The following is a 14708-nucleotide window of genomic DNA, read 5'->3' on the forward strand; positions in this document are numbered from 1 at the left end:
GCCCGGGAGCGCAACCGGCTTGCGCTCCTTGCGATACTGTTGCGTGTATGGCGCGACGACTTGCTCAAGTTGCGAAGAAGGTGGGGGTCAGCGAGGCCACGGTCAGCCGTGTTCTCAACGACAAGCCCGGCGTCTCCGCAGCGACACGACAGTCCGTACTGACAGCACTTGACGTCCTCGGGTACGAACGGCCGACGCAGTTGCGCGGAGAGCGCGCCCGGCTCGTCGGCCTCGTTCTACCGGAGTTGCAGAACCCCATCTTTCCCGCGTTCGCCGAGGTCATCGGGGGCGCACTCGCACAACAAGGGCTCACGCCCGTGCTGTGCACGCAGACCAGGGGTGGCGTGTCCGAAGCCGATTACGTGGAACTGCTGCTGCAACAACAGGTATCCGGTGTGGTGTTCGCAGGGGGCTTCTTCGCGGAGATCGACGCTCCGCACGACCACTACCACCAGCTGGCGGAGCGGAACATCCCGGTCGTCCTCATCAACGCGTCGATCGAGGGCCTCGACTATCCCTGCGTCGCGTGCGACGACGCCGTCGCCGTCGAGCAGGCCTGGCGCCATCTCGCCTCCCTCGGACACGAGCGGATCGGCCTGCTGCTCGGCCCCTCCGACCACATCCCGTCACGCCGCAAGTTGGAGGCCGCACGAAACGTGGCGAAGGCCGCGGGCGCGAAACTGGCCGACGAGCACGTCGAGCGGTCGATCTTCTCCCTGGAGGGCGGTCAGGCCGCCGCCACCCGCCTGCTGGGGCGCGGGGTCACCGGCATCGTGTGCGGGAGCGACCCGCTGGCTCTGGGGGCCATCAGGGCGGCCCGCCGGCGAGGGCTCTCCGTCCCGTCGGACGTGTCGGTCGTCGGGTTCGACGACTCGGCCTTCATGACGTGCACGGAGCCGCCTCTGTCGACGGTGCGCCAGCCCATCGAGGCCATGGGCCGCGCGGCGGTGGACCTGCTGTGTGCCCAGATCCAGGGCAGCCACACCCACCCGGGTGAACTCCTCTTCGAACCGGAGCTCGTCGTCCGTGGCTCGACCGCGCAGGCGGCGACCGCCCCGTTCCGCATGGCGACGTAGACGCCGTACGCCCGGCCGGTGGAAGGGCATGACGCTGAGGATGGCCGCCCGTGCACATCCTTGGCCCTGCGGTTGAGTTGACGGGGCCTCAGAAACCGCCGGTGCTGCCGCCGTTGTTCAATGCGGTGGCGAATGCCTCGATCGTGCGGCGACGCGCGGTGAGGAAGGCGAGCCATGTGCCATCCGCGTAGTGGACGCGGAAACGTGCCATGAGCTGCAGGCGGGGGCGGCGCTCCACACGGGCGGTCCAGGTGCGGGGGACTTCCCAGACGGGAGTGCCATCCAGGTGCCGTACGAGACCGACCCGCTGGTCCGTCACCCGCATCAGCAGCGCCCCGGACGTGGCCGGCATGGCCGCCGCGATGCTTCGCGCACCGCCAGATTGGGCGCCGTACCGGTGCATCAGGTGGTCACCGAGCATCCCGCCGATCTTGCCGTGCTTGATTTTGACACCTTCAGCACTCTTCACCGGAACGACGATTCCGTAGGCGAGGAGCCGCTCACCCGGCGCCAACTGGCTCAGAGCAGCCTGATGCTGGACGGATATGACTTCCGGCATGACGCTGGCTCCCTGTGATCTTCTCGACTCCGACGAGAATCCTATCGGTCTGACCCGCCATGGTTGGTGCGGTCGCCTCGTTGCCCTTCCGAGTCGGCCACCGGGAGGGTGCCGGCCGGCCTGCGACGTGGCAACGCTCGTCTGGCCCTGGAGCAGGTGTCCATTCGGCTTCGTGGCGTCTGGCGACCTTCTGGCCTCGTGGCCGCTTGGCCTCATGGCGTCGCCGTGTGCCCCCGAACTGGCAGATCTCGCCCTCCCTCCCACACCACGACCTGAAAGGAACGACGCGATGAGCGCCAACGACCCCTTCGCCCGCCTCCCCGAGGCGGCCTCCTTCACCGTGACCAGTACAAACGTCGCCGACGGAGCCACCTGGTCGCCCGAGCAGTACTCATCCGGCGTCCCCGGCGGGAAGGACGTCTCCCCGCAGCTGTCCTGGCGCGGCGCCCCGGAAGGCACCAAGAGTTACGCCGTGACCGTGTACGACCCCGACGCCCCCACCGGGTCCGGGTTCTGGCACTGGGCGGTCGCCGACATCCCCGCCGCCGTCACCGAGCTGCCCGAGGGAGCCGGCGACGACACGGGCTCAGGCCTGCCCGAGGGCGCCTTCCAGCTGCCCAACGACGTCCGAGCGGCCCGCTTCATCGGCGCCGCGCCCCCTGCCGGGCACGGCCCACACCGCTACTTCGTCGTGGTGCACGCCCTCGATGCCGCCTCCATCGGTGTCCCGTCCGACGCCACCCCGGCCGCCCTCGGCTTCACCATGACCGGCCACATACTCGGCCGCGCGGTCCTGACCGCCACAGCCGAGACCCCTTCAGCGAAGACCCGCACCGCAGAGACGCCCACCGCGAAGACTGCCGACTGACGAGCAGCATGTCCCGACTCATCGACGCCACACAGATGTATCTCCGCACCATCCTGGAGCTCGAAGAGGAGGGCGCGGTCCCCATGCGCGCCCGCATCGCCGAGCGCCTGGACCAGAGCGGGCCGACAGTAAGCCAGACCGTCGCCCGCCTGGAGCGCGACGGCCTGCTGCGTGTCGCCGCCGACCGGCACCTGGAACTGACCGCGGACGGCCGACGGCTGGCCATGCGCGTGATGCGCAAGCACCGGCTAGCCGAGTGCCTGCTCGTCGACGTGATCGGGCTGGAGTGGGAGCAGGCCCACGCCGAGGCCTGCCGCTGGGAGCACGTGATGAGCGAGGCAGTCGAACGCCGCCTCCTCAAACTGCTGTTGCACCCGACCATGTCGCCTTACGGCAACCCGATCCCGGGCCTGGAGGAGCTCGGCGAGAAGAGCACGGTGGACCCGTCCCCCGACGAGAGCGTGGTCAGTCTCAGCGACCTCGCGCCCGGACCGAACGGCACGAGCGCAGTCGTACGGCACATCAGGGAGCTCATCCAGACCGACTCCCAGCTGATGTATGCCATGCGGCACGCCGGGGTGCGGCCCGGCGCGGTCGTGAGCGTGACGTCCTCGCCCGCCGGTGTGCTGGTCCACAGTGGCGGTACGGCCGCCGAACTCCCCACGCGGGCCGCCTCGCACGTCTTCGTGGCGAAGCGCTGAGTCAGTAAGGGCGCGCCTGCGCCGACCAGCACGGAGGCCGGGTGCCCAAACCGCGCATCCCGTACGGCCCGTGCGTCCATACGACCCGTACAGGCAGGAGGGTGGCTCTCGACGCGATCGTGGTCGAGAGCCACTCTTCGCTCGCGGCAGGGCGAGGAACTCTCTAAGCAGCAGGTTCCGAGACGGGTTCTCTACGGCGAGGCGGATATGAAACAAGTTGCCGTGCAGATCGGCCGGGAGCCGAACCGGCCGAACCGACGTGCAGCCGGGGTAGCGGGTGAACACGGCGACAAGGCCGCGGCAACCTCACCGGACTCCATCACCCAGCTGCCTCCCTACCAACGGACCGCCGCAGCCCTCAGGCGGCAGATCCTGTCGGGACAACTGCGGCCGGGCGAACAACTGCCCTCCGTACAGCGCCTCCGGGAGCAGCGCCTACTGCGCGCCGAAGGGCTGGTTGACGTCGTGCACGGCCGGGGCAGCTTCGTCACCGGACCTCCTCCAGGTCCTGTGGTGCCCCTTCGACCACGCAGAGGCCGCCCACCCCCAACAGCCCTGTTCTGACGCTCCGCCACCACCGTCACCGACTACCCCAACCCCTCGGAACTGAGCGAGGAACTTCGGAACCAGCTGGACGACATGAACCGCTGGCAACAACCCGCAACTCTACGTATACCCCGCCTCTCCGAGGCACCCCCACTTCCAACTGCTCCAGTAACCAGCCCCTACAGGGATGGCAAGTACGCGACACTTACAACGGCCGATGCAGTAAGCGGCAGCGCCCCGTCGGCCATCACGCAACGACACGAACGAGGTTGGGGGCAAGCTGAGCACGATGATCAGCATGTTGTTCAGCCATCATCCGGCCGTTGGGCATGGGCCGGATGATGGCTGAGCAGGTCCCCCGGCTGGCAGTCCAGTACCTGGCAGATACGGGTGAGGGTGGTGAAGCGGATGGCTTTGGCCCGGCCGTTTTTGAGGATGGAGAGATTGGCGATGGTCACGCCGACGCGGTCCGCCAGTTCGGTCAGAGTCAGCCCTCGCTCTGCGAGGAGGCGATCGAGGTGCACTTCGATCGCGTGGCCGTCCGGCGACTGTTCGTCCGCCATCAAATGGTGGCCTCGACGTCTTCACGCATCACGACGCCCGCGCGCACGATCCGGGCGAAGGTGAACAGACCCAGGGCCGTGAAGATGGAGAGGAAAGGGACGTCCCACACGTTGCCGAGAGCATCGGCCATGTCCTCCTCCACGAATGTCGCAAACAGTTCCGCCTTGGCGATGGCCTGCGCGACTGCGGTGGTCAGGCTGCCGGCCAGCAACCACCAACCCAGCATCCGCAGCCGGGAAGCGGTTTGCGCGGTGTAGACCCCGTCCCGGGCCGCTCCCCTGAGCAGCCTGTTGAGCAGCAGCAGCCCGCCGAACATCAAGATGAACGACGGCAGGTCACGAAGGACCTCAAGGGCCTGCTGCCCGCGAGAGGGATCCGATGTGCAGTACTCAGGGGATGTGTTGACGGTGACCCCCTCTCGTGCACCGAACATCGCGTCGGTGTCGGATGAGCTGCCTGATATTCCGTCCGCAGTAAGGCATACGTCACCTCCGATGGAGGCGACATGGACGCCGCCGACGAACAGGCTCATGATGAAGCCCGCTACGACCAAGCCGAGCACCACGCGGAGGACCAGGGATACGGCGCTGAAGAGGGGCTCGAGCAACTTGCGGTCATCGACCATGACTACCATCCCGTTGAGCTTGTTATCGAAAAACGATGTTATCGAATAACGATACGTTTGGCACTCGCCGAAGACAAAGACGGACCTCGTGCTCGCTGCCGGACCGGCCAGCCCCACGCGTAGGGTCGGTGACGTCGGACCGGCCAACCCCATGGCGCGAGCAGGGGAGTTGGGTAGGTTCTGGTTGACTTAGGACGTAGTGGGCGCCGTTACTGCGGGAGGAAGCCGGTGAACGGGGGCATACCACCGATGCGGGACCGAAAGCTCGCCATGGGTTTCATCGTCGTCATGTATCTGCTGATCGGAGCCACGTTGGCTGCCTTGGTCGCTGCGGGTGTCTGGCGCAGTGAGGTGGGGACAGGTGTGGCGACTCTTACGGGTGGGGTTCTGGGAGGGGCATTCGCCGTGTGGCGTATCCGACGTACCACCGAGGACGGGCGTGTGGACGACGGCGGCCGCTAGAACCACTAACGAAAACAGCGACGGAAGCGCCGGATCCTCCCGGTCCCGCAGGTGACAGAACCCGAACGGCGCAGATGGAAGAACGCGGGCTCGGCGACCCGGCGTTGCGTTATGTGTCGAGCCCCGGCCCGTGCCCGGATCCTTGACGAATGATCCGTGGTTGCCTGACGTAGGAGCCGTCGATCACCGCCCAAGGCGAACCGGTCGACACCTCCGCCAGGTCCGATCCCCTCGGCGCCGCGCCCACTGCCGGGCCGCCGAGCCGCGTCTGGTTGCGCGGTAACCGGCTGACGGCCGTTGACGTGCAACTACTGACCTTGCGGATGTGATGTCGCGGGGGCTGACAAGCTGTGGTGGTCGCGATAGGCCGGTCATTTGAGGAACCCGCAAGGGGGCGGTCTGACCGCGGAGCGACCGGCGTTTGGGGAGAACATCCGGATGCAGGCGGCCGAGTTGTTCGCCGTGGGACACGACAATGCCGCGGTCGCCAAGTAGTTGCGCGTCAGCGTGCGATCGGTACAACGGTGGCACCAGGCATGGGAACGGGGTGGAAGGTCAGCCTTGGAGTCGAGGGGTCCGGCGTCCAGGCCCGAGCCGAGTGAGGGACTGTTTGAGGTGCTCAAGCAGGAGCTGGCCAAGGGGCCGGTAGCGCACGGTTGGCCGGACCCGCCGCACGGTAGAGAGCAATGAGGAATCCGTCACGGCTGAGTGAAGGAGACCGACCTGGCCACAGGTGGAAACACCGTGACAGCGCTCGGGACCCCTGGCTCTACTTCGAAGACGAAGCCGGCTTCTCGATGACGCCACCGACCACCCGCACCTGGGCCAGGCGCGGACACACACCCATCATCCGGGTACGGGGACGCTCCCAGCGCCGCTCCTCCATCGCTGCTCTGGCCTGTTACGAGAAGGGCGAACGTTCCCGTCTGATCTACCGGCCCAAGCGGCACGTCGATCACAAGCGGGGCGGCAGACGTAGTTTCACCTGGGCCGATTATCGCGAGCTGCTGACCGCCGCCCGCCAACAACTCGCTGTGCTGATCGTGCTCGTACGGGACAACCTGAACGTGCACAAAGACGCCCGGATGAAGGCGTTCACCGACGCCCACGATTGGCGCACCTGCTGCTTCCTGCCGGCCGACCCCGACCACCTGATGCACGCCCTTCGGCACGGACTCCGTTAAATGCAATACCGCAGCCACCTTGTCGAAATAGAAGTCCCGCAGCCGGGGCTCGAAGTCAACGTGCAGCCACTCGCACCCCGACACACGCGCATGGGCCGCCGCCAGACGGACAACTGCTGTCCCGATACCGCGATGCTGGTGCGAGCCCCGGGTCTTCGTGTCGATCAAAAAGGCGGTGGTCTCCACCGTCCCTGCCCACGTTCACGAAACCGACAAGGACTCCCTCGCCATCACGGCCCCCCAATCCAGCCGAGGCTGTACTCATTGACCTTGCTCCACCAGCCGACAACGGCGTTGCCGCCATGGGAGCGGACAAGGTCGACCGTCTCCTCGTCAGCGATGGGGTCGCGCTATGCGTAAGAGATCGCTCCCCTCAGCCCGCCAGCATCACCGACCAGCCTCCAGAGCGACAACACGCCTACAATCTCAAAACGGATTCATGAACAGGCACTTACTGGCTAGTAGCGTCAGGGTGCATGGAACTTTTCGCACTCTTCGGCCCGCCCGCGATCACGCTCCTCCTCTTCATCATCGCAGCCTTCCCATACGCACTGTGGGTGACCAGGAAGAAGCCCACACGGACGGCTCGCCTGGCTGCCGTCGGAAGTGGAGTAGCTCTCGCCGCTTACGGTGCCGGGACCTTCTATGGTCTCGCCTACACGCACCCTCTCGACCTCTGTGCAACGAAGACCACCAGTGGCGACTACATGGACGTCGGGCGGGACTACACCTTGACGTCAGCGACCATCCACCACTTCCCCCCTTCCGTTACCTGCCATTGGAGCAGCGGATACAGCACCAACGATGTGTCGTTCTGGACCACGCCCCTGCTTTACATGGGGCTGGCCTGTGCCACCGTCTGCTTCGCCCTGTTACTCATCAACCGCTCTCAGCACAGAAGGCCCCCCAACAGAAGGACCCCCCATGACAATGAGCTTCACGCGTAGACGTAAGGCCGGTGAGCACCAGTCCCGCCTGAGCTTGTTCTTTATCTTCCGTCTGCGTCGTAGGGCGGGGACGGGCGGTTCCAGACAGCGTCTGACCGACTGACAACCTTTCGCAGTTCGCGGGCGCTTCCGGGTGACATAGCCTGCATCACGGTGTCGAGTAGGGCTCGAGCTTCGAGGGGGTTGCCGCAGCAGTACCAGTGCACGTTGCCCCACTCGTAGTCGTGCCACAGATCCCGCTCGGGCTGGTGGACGTAGTTCTTCCACAGGCTCACAGCCGTGCTGACATCGCCTGGCTGCAGATAGTTGCGGGTGTCCTCGAGACGGGTGATCTCGGACATCGCATGCGAAGACAGGCCGTTGATGACTGGCCGTGCACCCGTTGGCCGGTGGCTGCCAGCGGCGCCAGCACGGATCTGTCCTGGCCGTCTACGCGGCATGGACCTTTCGGTTCGTCGTCATGCGGTACATGGTGCCACGGTCTCGAATGGCGTCTCGGACGGATTCGCTCACATGGAGGTTCGCCGGACACGGGGGCGGCCTTCGTCTGATCCTGTGCTCCGACCAAGGTGCACCTGACCACGACGACGGCCGTGCGGGTGAGTCTGCTGCCTGATGCTGTCCGGAGGGAAGCGTTCGCGGAAGCGTCACGCTTCCGGGGAGAGTTCTACGAGTGCCTGACCGCACGGCGCGACGAGTTGTTCGAGCTGGTGGACGCGGTGCTGTGTGCGGACGGTGCGGTGAAGTCCCCGGTCGACCTGACGCTGCTGCCCGAACACCGACGTGGGCACGGAGCGATGTATGGCGGCCTGAGCCACGGCCGGGTCGATGCTGGTCGGTTACGGAGGGTGCTGGCCGGAATGTCTCTGCCGCAGTTCGACGACGGCCGACTGGTCCTCGCAGTCGATGTGTCCGTGGCTTCGCTCGGATGCGCCGTGCTCAGCGGACCGGCTGTTCTGCCGCGTCTATGGCCGGGCGAAGACGGCATCGCAGGTCATCCCCAGCTGGCCGTACTCCTTTGTCGCCGTGCTGGAGCCGGGTGCCACCTCCTGGACCGCGATCCTGGACGCTGTCCGGCTGAGACCTGCAGACGACGCGACCGCGGTCACCGCCGCCCAGCTCCAAAGAGTCGTTGAACGGCTCGTCGCGGCCGACCAATGGCAGAACGGCGACCCGCAGATCGTGATCGTCAGCGACGCCGACTATGACGTCACCCGCCTGGCCTGGGTCCTGCGTGACCTGCCCGTCGAACTCGTCGGCCGCGTCCGCTCCGACCGGGTCATGCGCCTGCCCAAGCCGCCCTCACCTGGCCGAGCTTCCCCAGGTGTACGCCGTCTACCACCAAGCCGTACTGAACCTCCTGGGCGCCGACTGATCGCCGAACTGCTCAGGATGGCGAGCGGAATGCCCGCCACGTTCTGGATCCACCTGCCGCAACACCCAGGACTGCGGCCGACATCGGCGGAACTGGCCAGCCCGCTTCGCCGCGTCCAGGCACTGCGGGACGGTGTGGAGACCCGTCCGTGGGAGTCGTATCGGCACACCATCTGAGTTGCGTCCGCACCGCCGTTGCTCCACTCTCCCCAGGATGGAGCCGTAGTGCATCGGGCAGAGTGTGAGCCCACACGCACGGACTGGCCACGAAGGGGACTCGGTGGTGAGGACTCAAGCTCGGCTCAGCGGACGACTTTGATGCCGAAGTGGCCGCCGAACTGGTGGCCCAGGCCGAAGCCGATGGCGGAGTGCATGTGCGCGTACATCTCCATGCCGCGGGCGCAGACGAGCGGGCCGAGGTCGAGGATGTCGGTCCAGCCGTAGGACTTCAGCAGCTCCGTGGCCTGCTGCTTGGCGTCCGCGTATTCGCCGGCCACGAACATGGTGTGTTCCCCGCCGCCGACGGACTTGGGGTCGACGACGGTGCTCTGTTCCTGGGTGACGAAGGACTTCACGACCTTGGTCCGGGGCAGGGCACGCTGGATCTGTTCGCCGAGGCTGTCACTGTCGCAGGGGTCCAGCTTCGGCATGATCCCCCACGGCGTGGGCCATGGGTACTCAGGCGTGTGCTGGTAGATGAACGGGACCGCGTAATCGATGAGGGTCTTGTCGGTGAGCCGGTCGGCGATGGCGGACAGTGCCTCCACTGCGTTGTGACCGTCGATGCCGTTGATCACCACGCTGTCGGAGGCAGTCGCGGCGTCGCCGAAGGAGTGCAGTTCGACGCCGGGGTGTTCGGCAAGGAAGTCCTTGAAGGGTGGGGTGCCCATCATGTCGGGCTCGGTACGGGCGAGAGTGGCCCGGGGGCCACGGGTACCGACGTGGACCTCGTGGCCCAGCTCGGCGAGCTTGGCGATGTGGGCGCGGGCACCGCCGCCGGTGCCGAGAACAGTGATCTTCATGGTGGAATCTCCCGTTTTGTTCCCTGTGGACGTATCCACCGTAGGCGCCTTTCAGGACAGTGGGTGTCCTTTGACTGGTCAGGCGCCGACCTCCCCGTACGGCTGGAGGTGACCGTGCGCACCCGTCCGCCGTGACATCGACCGCCTGCGCGGGCTCGGCTGCCCCGTCCACAGCGCCCGCAGCCGGGGCGGCTGCACGCTCGACGCCGGCTCCGAAATCGTCGACCACCTCCGCGACACGTACATCGGGGCTCGACGTCAGGTCTTCCGGTACTGCTCGTGATGACCGGATCGGTCCGCTTCGGGACCCGATGTGGCCTTCTGTCGGACCGTCCGGCGGCTCAGGCTTGGGGCATGACCCGAGCACTGATCGTCATCGACGTCCAAGAGTCCTTCCGCGCCCGTCCGCTCTGGGCGACCACCTCCGACCTGAAGATCACTGATCAGGTGAACCGACTGGTCCGGCTCGCCCGTCGGGCCGGGGACCTGGTCGTGTGGGTGCTGCACTCCGAGCCCGGCGCCGGCGATGTCTTCGATCGGGCCCTCGGCCATGTGCGGCTGATGGAGGAACTGGAGAGGGCGGGTGGGGAGCCGCTCATCCATAAGACCTCGCACAATGCCTTCACCACCACCAACCTGCAGCAACTCCTCACCGAGCGCGGCATCCGCGAACTCACCGTGTGCGGCATCCGCACCGAGCAGTGCGTGGAGACCACCACCCGCGTCGCCAGCGACCTCGGCTACCAGGTCACCGTCGCCATCGACGCGACCGCGACCAACCCCATCCCGCACCGCGACGCTCCCGCCGACCAGAGCGTCGCCGAGTTGCTGGCCGATCCCCGTACGCTGCCCGCCGAAGAGGTCATCAGACGCACCGAATACGCCCTCGCCGGACGCTTCGCCACCATCACGACGGTCGACCGACTGGAGGCCGCGGCAGGGCTTCCGTCATGATGACCGAATCGTGAGCCACATCGTCTTCTTCCTCGTGCCCGGCGTCCACCTCCTGGACCTGGCAGGGCCCGCACAGGTCTTCTCCACGGCCGCCAGATTCGGGCATTCCTACACGCTCTCGTACGTCGCCGAGCAGAGCCAGGTCTTCACCGCCCAGGGGCTGCCGGTGGTGGCGGAGCTCGACTGGCCCGAGCTCGGGGCCGACGATCTCGTCGTGGTGCCCGGCTGGCGGGCAGCCGCCCTGGCCGACGCCCCAGCCATCAGCGTCGCCTCCTTGCAGGCCCTCCGGGATCATTACGCCGCAGGTGGGACTGTGGCCAGTGTCTGCAGTGGGGCCGAGGCGCTCGGCCAGGCCGGCCTGCTCGACGGCCGTCACTGCACCACCCACCACGATCTGCAGGACGAGCTCGCTCTGCGCCACCCCGGGGCGGTGGTCGTCCGTGACGTCCTGTTCACCGCCGATGACCGGGTGATCACCTCGGCCGGCATCGCCAGCGGCATCGATCTGGCCCTGCACCTGGTCGCGACCCGGCACGGCCCGACCGTCGCCGCCCAGGTGGCCCGCGACATGGTCGTCTACGCCCGCCGCAACGGCCATGAGCCGCAGTCCAGCGCGATGCTCCGGCACCGGTCCCATCTCGACGACACCGTGCACCGCGCCCAGGACCTCATCGACGCCCGCTTCGACCAAACGCTCCCGCTCCCCGCCCTGGCAGCGGCCGTCGGCGTGAGCGAGCGCACCCTCACCCGTCTCTTCAGCCGCGCCATCGGGCTGACCCCACTGCGCTATCAGCAGACTCTCCGCCTCGAACACGCCCAGCACCTGATCAGCCACGGCGCGACCATCGGCGCTGCCGCCCGCTCAGCCGGTTTCGAAGACCCACGCATGCTGCGCCGACTCCGCGCCCGCATGGCCTGACAACGGAGCTCGTGGACGTGTCACGTGACTGGCGGTGCAGCACGGCGTACGAGGGGTTCCTGGTGCTGAAGTGTGGTGAGAGGCTCATGATCGGGCACGTGAAGGGGATGCCGGACGTATCAGCCCCCGTGATCAAACTGGTGCGGCGGACCACCGAGCCCGTCGCGGTGCAGACGCTGCGCTCCACGGCCGCCGCCGTCATCTCCTTCGTCGTCGCCCTGCTGGTCCTGCCCGCACAACCCGCTCCCCTGACGGCCCCGCTGACCGCACTCCTGGTCGTCCAGGTCACCCTGTACGCGACCCTCACCACCGGTATCCGGCGCGTGAACTCCGTCGTCGTGGGTGTCCTCATCGCCATCGGCTTCACCAGCCTGGTCGGACTGACCTGGTGGAGCCTGGGCCTGACGATCTTCACCTCGCTGATCATCGGCCGTTTCGTACGAGTGAACGAGTTCGTGCCCGAGGTGGCGATCAGCGCGATGCTGGTCCTGGGAGTTTCCCAGGCCACGTCGGCGGCCTGGCACCGGGTGCTGGAGACACTGATCGGCGCGGGGGTGGGGCTGCTGTTCAACCTGCTGTTCGCTCCCCCGGTGTGGACGCAGTCGGCAGGAGCGTCCATCGACGGGCTTGCGCGCGGGATGGGTGGCATGTTCCGCACCATGGGTGCGGAGATCGCTGCGGGTCACCTCCCCTTTCCGCACGCGGCCGCCCGGCTGCACGAGGCGCGGCGCCTCGACCACGACATCGTGGAGGTCGACGCCTCGCTCCGGCAGGCGGAGGAGAGCCTGCGCATGAACCCCCGCGTACGGGAAGGGCTGCTGTCCCGGGTGGTGCTACGGACGGGTCTTGACACCCTGGAGATCTGTGCGGTGGTACTGCGGGTGCTGACCCGGAGCCTGACCGACCTGGCGAAATTCCGTACGGAGGAGTCGCTGTTCCCACCGGACGTGTCGACCGGCCTCCAGGAGCTGTTCGAACAGCTGGCCGACGCCATCGAGAGTTTCGCCCGGCTCATCACCACCCAGGTGGCCGCCAACGCGGAGCAGGCCGAGGAGCGGCTGACCGCCGCGTTGGCCGCGAGCCGAGTCACCCGTGACCGGGTCGCCGAGATGCTGCTGGAAGACGTACAGGAGCACCCCAGGCAGTGGCAGCTGCACGGCGCGCTGCTCGCCGAGGTCGACCGGATCCTCGATGAGCTGGACCTCGACAAGCGCACCGAGCGCCTCTTGCAGGAGCTGGACCGCCGCGCGGCGGAGCACAGCGAGCGCTACCCGAGGCTCGCGGCGCTGCGCCGCCGACTGCGCGGCGACAGTGGCACGGAGCGGCGGCCGGCTGTGGAGGCCTGAGTCCCCGTGGGCGTGACTCTTGTCGCCGTCACTGCCGTCGTCATCGTCGTCGTGACTGCCGTCAGGCGCCGCTCCAAATCGGGGCGTCCGTCCCCCATCGACCCGACGGGCGTGTCCAGTTCACCGGGCCCCCCTCGTACCACAGCGGCGGCAGCGCGTGTCGCAGTCTGCCCATGGGGCTGTCGGTCTCGGTCAGCCAGTATTCGGCGTTGAAGCCCTCACTCTCACCCTCGCCCGGAGCGGACGCCGCAGGTGCTGCCGGTACCGCGGATGCCGCTGGTACCGCGGATGTCAGGTCGTGGACCAACCAGTGCGCGGTCTGTGTCAGGGCCAGGCGGATCAGCCGGGTGCCGCCCGTGCGGTGCTGCTCGGTGAGCGCACGCAGTACGCCGGCCGCGAGCAGATAGCCGGTGCCGTGATCGAGCGCCTGGGCGGGCAGCGCGCCGGGCGAGTCCGGTGAGCCCTCCAGCTCGGCGATGCCGGTGGCCACCTGGACGAGGCTGTCGAAGCCGCGCCGCTCGCGCCACGGACCGTAACGTCCCCATGCGGAGAGCTGGGCTATCACGAGGCCCGGTCGGCGCTCGGCGAGCGCCTCGGGGGTCAGTCCGAACCGTTCCAGCGCGCCCGGCCGATAGCCGGTGACCACCACGTCCGCCTCGTCGAGCAGTTCCTCGAAGCGCCTACGGTCGGTGGCCTCCCCCAGGTCCAGGGTGGTCGAGCGTTTCCCCATCCCTGTGTCGTTGTGGGCTTCCTGACTTTCCGGCAGCTGTGGGGCGTCGATCCGCAGCACGTCGGCGCCGAGCAGCGCCAGCGTCCGGGTGGCGACCGGCCCCGCCAGCACTCGGGTCAGGTCCAGGACGCGCAGCCCCGCGCACGGCAGTGCGGCACCACCTAGCGTCCGGTCCGGAGCGTCACCGATGCGCGCCGTCGTCAGCAGCGGCTGTCCCGCGACCGCGATCCCCTGCTCGGTCTTGGCCCACTCCTTGGGGCCGCGTGCCGCCACGGCCAGGCCGCCCGCCGCGTACACGGCCTCCTCCACCTCCAGCGCAGTGAGCCCCGCGATCGCCCGGCCCACCACGTCCACCACGTCCGCCGCCTCCTTGCCGACGCCCTCCCGCACTCCGAGAGCGGCGAGCAACCGGGCCCGGTGGTGTGGGTAGTTGGCATGCGTACGAACCCATCCGTCGGTCGCCCGCCAGAACCGGGACAGCGGCGAGAAGGTCGACCACGCCTGCCCGTCGACCCGCACCAACCGGTCGCTGAGGAACGCCGTCGCGACCGCCTCGTCATCGACCCGCACGCGTGGCACGGGGCGCCCTGTGCGTACGGAGGTGAGCTCGGCGGCCGCGAGCGAGCACACCGCGACGGTGGCCCGCGCCAGCTCCATGACGGGCAACCGCGCCGGCAGTCCGCCGGAAGGTCCGCCGTAGGAGACCCGGTTGACCAGCGAAGCATCGGCACCCAGTGCCGCCCAAGCCTGCGAGGTTCCGGAGGTGATGGGAGAGTTCATGTCTGCACTATGGCACTGAGTGCCACCCGGGGGAAGGTGAAAAGTCGTCCG

The 14708-nt window shown here is 67.7% G+C and carries 12 protein-coding genes and 3 pseudogenes; 10 read left to right on the forward strand and 5 right to left on the reverse strand.

Going from position 1 to position 14708, the window contains the following annotated elements:
• Window positions 1-47: 47 nt before the first annotated feature.
• Window positions 48-1076: a LacI family DNA-binding transcriptional regulator gene (locus tag ACZ56E_RS34705; RefSeq protein ID WP_471220432.1), complete on the forward strand. Its 1029-nt coding sequence runs from the start codon at window positions 48-50 to the stop codon at window positions 1074-1076.
• 88 nt (window positions 1077-1164) lie between these two features.
• On the opposite strand, the gene ACZ56E_RS34710 is transcribed toward ACZ56E_RS34705, so the two are convergent.
• Complete coding sequence (locus ACZ56E_RS34710) at window positions 1165-1635, reverse strand: hypothetical protein (protein ID WP_471220434.1); 471 nt, start codon at window positions 1633-1635, stop codon at window positions 1165-1167.
• A gap of 289 nt (window positions 1636-1924) precedes the next feature.
• Between ACZ56E_RS34710 and ACZ56E_RS34715 the strand changes: the two genes are divergently transcribed.
• From ACZ56E_RS34715 to ACZ56E_RS34725, 3 genes are all read left to right on the forward strand, one after another.
• Entirely contained in the window at window positions 1925-2503 is a 579-nt protein-coding gene (locus ACZ56E_RS34715; protein ID WP_471220436.1) for a YbhB/YbcL family Raf kinase inhibitor-like protein, read from the forward strand.
• 8 nt (window positions 2504-2511) lie between these two features.
• Window positions 2512-3204 (forward strand): metal-dependent transcriptional regulator, encoded by a 693-nt coding sequence (locus ACZ56E_RS34720; RefSeq protein ID WP_471220438.1) that lies wholly within the window; start codon window positions 2512-2514, stop codon window positions 3202-3204.
• Between the two features lie 207 nt (window positions 3205-3411).
• Window positions 3412-3768, forward strand: a complete 357-nt coding sequence (locus ACZ56E_RS34725; RefSeq protein WP_471220440.1) for a winged helix-turn-helix domain-containing protein — start codon at window positions 3412-3414, stop codon at window positions 3766-3768.
• A 287-nt stretch (window positions 3769-4055) separates the two neighbouring features.
• Here ACZ56E_RS34725 and ACZ56E_RS34730 read toward each other — a convergent pair whose 3' ends face one another.
• Both ACZ56E_RS34730 and ACZ56E_RS34735 read right to left on the reverse strand, forming a co-directional pair.
• A complete protein-coding gene (locus tag ACZ56E_RS34730) occupies window positions 4056-4313 on the reverse strand; it encodes a helix-turn-helix domain-containing protein (protein ID WP_471220442.1) in 258 nt (85 codons plus the stop codon).
• Window positions 4313-4939, reverse strand: a complete 627-nt coding sequence (locus ACZ56E_RS34735) for a hypothetical protein (RefSeq protein ID WP_471220444.1) — start codon at window positions 4937-4939, stop codon at window positions 4313-4315. Before ACZ56E_RS34735 ends, ACZ56E_RS34730 begins: the two co-directional genes overlap by 1 nt.
• Window positions 4940-5776: 837 nt before the next feature.
• Here ACZ56E_RS34735 and ACZ56E_RS34740 point away from each other — a divergent pair.
• Together ACZ56E_RS34740 and ACZ56E_RS34745 are read left to right on the forward strand one after the other, a co-directional pair.
• Window positions 5777-6582 (forward strand): annotated as a pseudogene (locus ACZ56E_RS34740) (helix-turn-helix domain-containing protein); the annotation flags it as partial.
• A 1549-nt stretch (window positions 6583-8131) separates the two neighbouring features.
• Window positions 8132-8834 (forward strand): annotated as a pseudogene (locus tag ACZ56E_RS34745) (transposase); the annotation flags it as partial.
• A gap of 374 nt (window positions 8835-9208) precedes the next feature.
• Here ACZ56E_RS34745 and ACZ56E_RS34750 read toward each other — a convergent pair.
• Window positions 9209-9928, reverse strand: coding sequence for an NADPH-dependent F420 reductase (locus ACZ56E_RS34750; RefSeq protein ID WP_471220446.1), 720 nt, complete (start codon window positions 9926-9928; stop codon window positions 9209-9211).
• A gap of 33 nt (window positions 9929-9961) precedes the next feature.
• On the opposite strand from ACZ56E_RS34750, the pseudogene ACZ56E_RS34755 reads away from it, so the two are divergent.
• The 4 genes and pseudogenes from ACZ56E_RS34755 to ACZ56E_RS34770 all read left to right on the forward strand — a co-directional run.
• A pseudogene (locus ACZ56E_RS34755) lies at window positions 9962-10166 on the forward strand (helix-turn-helix domain-containing protein); the annotation flags it as partial.
• 116 nt (window positions 10167-10282) lie between these two features.
• A complete protein-coding gene (locus tag ACZ56E_RS34760; protein ID WP_471220448.1) occupies window positions 10283-10882 on the forward strand; it encodes an isochorismatase family protein in 600 nt (199 codons plus the stop codon).
• Window positions 10883-10892: 10 nt separating this feature from the next.
• Window positions 10893-11801, forward strand: a complete 909-nt coding sequence (locus ACZ56E_RS34765; protein ID WP_471220450.1) for a GlxA family transcriptional regulator — start codon at window positions 10893-10895, stop codon at window positions 11799-11801.
• A gap of 107 nt (window positions 11802-11908) precedes the next feature.
• Window positions 11909-13147, forward strand: a complete 1239-nt coding sequence (locus ACZ56E_RS34770) for an FUSC family protein (RefSeq protein WP_471220678.1) — start codon at window positions 11909-11911, stop codon at window positions 13145-13147.
• Window positions 13148-13208: 61 nt separating this feature from the next.
• Here ACZ56E_RS34770 and ACZ56E_RS34775 read toward each other — a convergent pair whose 3' ends face one another.
• The gene (locus ACZ56E_RS34775) at window positions 13209-14657 is read right to left on the reverse strand and encodes a CoA transferase (protein WP_471220452.1); all 1449 of its coding nucleotides are present in this window, start codon (window positions 14655-14657) and stop codon (window positions 13209-13211) included.
• Window positions 14658-14708: the final 51 nt, after the last annotated feature.

Source organism: Streptomyces sp. NPDC039480, assembly GCF_055597165.1.